Consider the following 3,349-nt stretch of genomic DNA (forward strand, 5'->3'; position numbering starts at 1 on the left):
GCGTCACCATCGTCAGCGTCAACGACGAAATCCGCATCAGCGCCAACAGCAAGATCGAACTGATTGCCGGGCAAAGCGGCATCACGCTCGAAGGTGGGGACATCACGTTCACCACGCCGGGGGCGTTCACGGTGAAGAGTGCGACGCATGGGTTCTTGGGCGGGGGGAGCCAGAAGCCAGCGTTGGCGGGACTTCCTTCAGAGCCTTGGCAGAAGCCGGGGCCGGAAGACCTAGAGTTTCGGTACTACACCGAGCTCGGCGAGGGCATTGCGGGCGTGGCCTACAAGGCCACGCTCAGCGACGGCTCTGTTCGCAGTGGTGCGCTGGACAGCGATGGTTACGCGCGCATTGGCGGCGTGCCTATCGGCACCTTGGCGAAGGTGGAATACGAGGCCGACAGCCGAGCGCCTGCCTCGCATGTGCAGGCCGAGGCCCATTCGGATTGGCAGGAATTCCTGGACCTGGCGCTGGAGCCGCTGACGACCAGAGCGCCCAACGACTCTACTGGCCAAGGCACGGCATGAGCGGCAGCAATCAACAACAAGCTTCGTCTGGGCTGATCGACGACGCCTGGAGCAGTGTGGTTGGCGGATTCGACTGGCTCAAGTCGGTCCTGCTCGGCGAGTTTTCGGACCATCGGTCGCTGTCGGCGATGGTCGCGGACATGCTGGTGAGCTTTGTTCCCGGCGTAGTGATCGTCACCAGCGCGCGGGATGCCGTGGCCGTGGTGCTACGCCTCGCACAGCACCCCGAGAAGCGCGAGGAGGTGATGGAGTGGGTGATGCTTTCGGCCTGCCTCATTACGCTGGCGCTTCCGCTGGTGATGGCGGCCAGTGGTGCTGTGGCCGCAGGCGTCGGTGCGGTCGTCACTGGCATTGCGGGCTCGGAACTGGGCGCTGCCTTGCGGGCAGTCATGCTGTTGCTGATCAAGGAGGCGGCCAAGCTGGAGGAGTTGATCCAGTTCCTGCGCAAGTTCATGAGCGGCGACATCTTCAAGTTCCTGCGCGCGGTGAAGTTCGCGCAGTACGAGGAAGCACTGGTCAAGGCGCTGGCAAAGATCATGGGCAAGCTGCTGGCCATCGTGCAGAACATGCGTGCGGTGCTAATGAAGCTGCCGGCGTTTGAGTACGTCACGCAGGCCATTGCCAAGCTTTCGGCCTGGGAGCAGAAGTTCTATGGAGTGCAGCAATCCGCCATCCAGCAACTGCCCAAGGCTTTGACGGAATTGCAAGTCCGCCTGGACCGTGCGCTGGCTCAGACCTTGCCCAAGGAGGCACACACCGCCGCCAGCGGCGTGAAGGCCGAGAAGCCGACCCTGGTCAAGCCCGAGCCGCAGCGCGTGGCCGATGTGCCGGGTCGCCCTCTGCGAAATGAGACTCCTCAATCCAAGCCCGCCGCTGCGCCAGCTCTTAGGCCAAAGCCGAAACCCAAGCCGGCCGCGGCAGACGCCCAGCCTCCCGTAACAAAGGCGCCAGATCCTGCCGCTCCGAAGGCGGCCGATGCCGATGCTGCTGCGCTGAAGGACAGACCAGATCGGCCCAATGGCGCCAACGACAAACCCAACGACAAGAAGCAGGCCACGCTGGACGCCGTGGCCATCGCCGATCGCGAACGGGTCACACAACTGTCGAAAGAAGCCAAGGAGGCCGAGGAAAGCGGTGATGCGGCACTGGCTGCCGCGAAGAAGGAGGAGGCCCGCGCCGTCCTGCGGCCCTACCTGCCCAAGAACCCGGGTGACTCCTGGGATGAAGTGATCAAGCGCCTGGACGTGTCCTCGCCAAAGGACGGGGCCGTGTTCTGGTCAGGAGATGCCAAGGCGGCCCAGGCCTATGCCGAGAGCATCCATGGCGTGACGCTAGAGACCACATCCGGCGGCCGCATAATCGACGGCTGGGACGAGGTCAACAAGGGCTACCCATGGAATGCCGATTCCGGCAAGGCTGGGCCTTATGCCAGTGATCTCTGGAAGGGCGTCTCCGCCAAGTACGCGGAAGGCGCCACCGGCGATGTGAATCTGGTGCAGACACCATGGAAACTGTGGGACCCAGGCACGATCTGGCAGAACCAGGAGAAGCCCATGCTGCTGCACTTGCAGGAGATGGGCCAGATCGACGACATCGGCATCCACGTCTTGAACAGTCAATCGCAGGCGATACCGCTTTCGCCGGGCTACATCGATGACCTCCTGAAATTCGACCCCAGACCACCCCCCATACCATGAGCGCGTCCTACCAACGCTTTCTAGACTTTTTCGAACTGGTCGGCACCGCCAGGCTTGACGGACTCGACCCGTCCTACTTCGAGCCGATGACGGCCGACGATCGTGCGCGCGCCTATGAGTTCCTGATGGCCCGTGTCCAGAAGGGCGGCACTGACGAGAGCGTCAAAGGATTGTTCCTCGCGGACGAGCGGCGTGCCGTGGTAGATGCTGGCGAGTTGCTGGAGGCCGGTCTTCTGCGCCCCGATGCAGAACTGCTCGCCGCGTGGCACATCTACCGGGTGACGAAAGACGTCACCAAGGTGGCCTACTTCCCTAAGCATATGACCGACGCGAAAGCCGAGCTGCGCGGCAACGCTGCCTACTGGGCACCAGCCTCGGCGCCGACGCATTCACTGGTCAAGGGCCTGCGGGGCATGGTGCTCACCGAAACCGAACGCCTGCCGCGCATCCATGCGGTCAACAAGCTGCTGGAGGTCCACGGCGTAACCAAGGAGAACACGGACCGCAAGGAGTACTCCCTGTACTACCGCGGCCTGTGGTCGGACGACAGCGCGGTCATCAACGCGACCATCGCGTCGCTCGACAGGAACCGTCCCCTCACCTACCTGGACAACTGAGTCACTGTCCGGGTCGCCGGCCCGCCGGGCGGAGCCCTTACCACCGAGCGCAATCACCGCGTCAAGGTCCAGTTCCACTTCCAGCGTGGCCAGCGGCCCAATGCCGGCGGCCTGCCGCACGCCTACAGCGCCGACAGCGAAGGCAACGCCCCCGGCAACGAACAAAGCGGCACCTGGGTGCGCGTGGCCACGCCGGCGGCCGGCGCCAACTGGGGCAGCGTCTTCACCCCGCGCATCGGCGCGGAAGTGGCGGTGCAGTTCATCGAAGGCGACATCGACCGGCCTCTGGTCACCGGCGGCGTGTACAACGGCCCCCAGACCCCGCCGTTCTCGGCCGGCGAAGACGCTGGCGTGAACCATCCCGGCGTGCTCGCCGGCTGGCACAGCCGCGGGCTGGACGGCAGCGGCCACAACCAGTGGGTGGTCGACGACGCACCCGGGCAACTACGCACCCGGCTGTCCACCAGCTACGCCGCAAGCGAGATCGGCCTGGGCCACCTGATCAGCCACG

Annotated in this window: 4 protein-coding genes; all 4 read left to right on the plus strand. The window is 64.6% G+C overall.

Annotated elements, in window-relative coordinates:
* Nucleotides 1-524 (plus strand): DUF2345 domain-containing protein (locus FKP22_RS25040; RefSeq protein ID WP_141290390.1); only part of this gene is annotated, 524 nt, incomplete at its 5' end.
* Nucleotides 521-2,221 carry a hypothetical protein gene (locus FKP22_RS25045; protein WP_141290392.1) on the plus strand — a complete coding sequence of 567 codons (1,701 nt, stop codon included), beginning with the start codon at nt 521-523 and terminating at the stop codon, nt 2,219-2,221. The genes FKP22_RS25040 and FKP22_RS25045, both read left to right, overlap by 4 nt.
* Nucleotides 2,218-2,838, plus strand: coding sequence for a hypothetical protein (locus FKP22_RS25050; RefSeq protein WP_141290394.1), 621 nt, complete (start codon nt 2,218-2,220; stop codon nt 2,836-2,838). Before FKP22_RS25045 ends, FKP22_RS25050 begins: the two co-directional genes overlap by 4 nt.
* 183 nt (nt 2,839-3,021) lie before the next feature.
* Nucleotides 3,022-3,349 (plus strand): phage baseplate assembly protein V (locus FKP22_RS25055; protein ID WP_310733373.1); only part of this gene is annotated, 328 nt, incomplete at its 3' end.

The organism is Ideonella azotifigens (genome assembly GCF_006519715.1).
Lineage (GTDB): Bacteria > Pseudomonadota > Gammaproteobacteria > Burkholderiales > Burkholderiaceae_C > Ideonella > Ideonella azotifigens.

What these genes read in the sequence shown, in the direction of transcription:
- FKP22_RS25045 (WP_141290392.1), top strand. Translation starts at nt 521, where the DNA reads ATGAGCGGCAGCAATCAACAACAAGCTTCGTCTGGGCTGATCGACGAC.
- FKP22_RS25050 (WP_141290394.1), top strand. Translation starts at nt 2,218, where the DNA reads ATGAGCGCGTCCTACCAACGCTTTCTAGACTTTTTCGAACTGGTCGGC.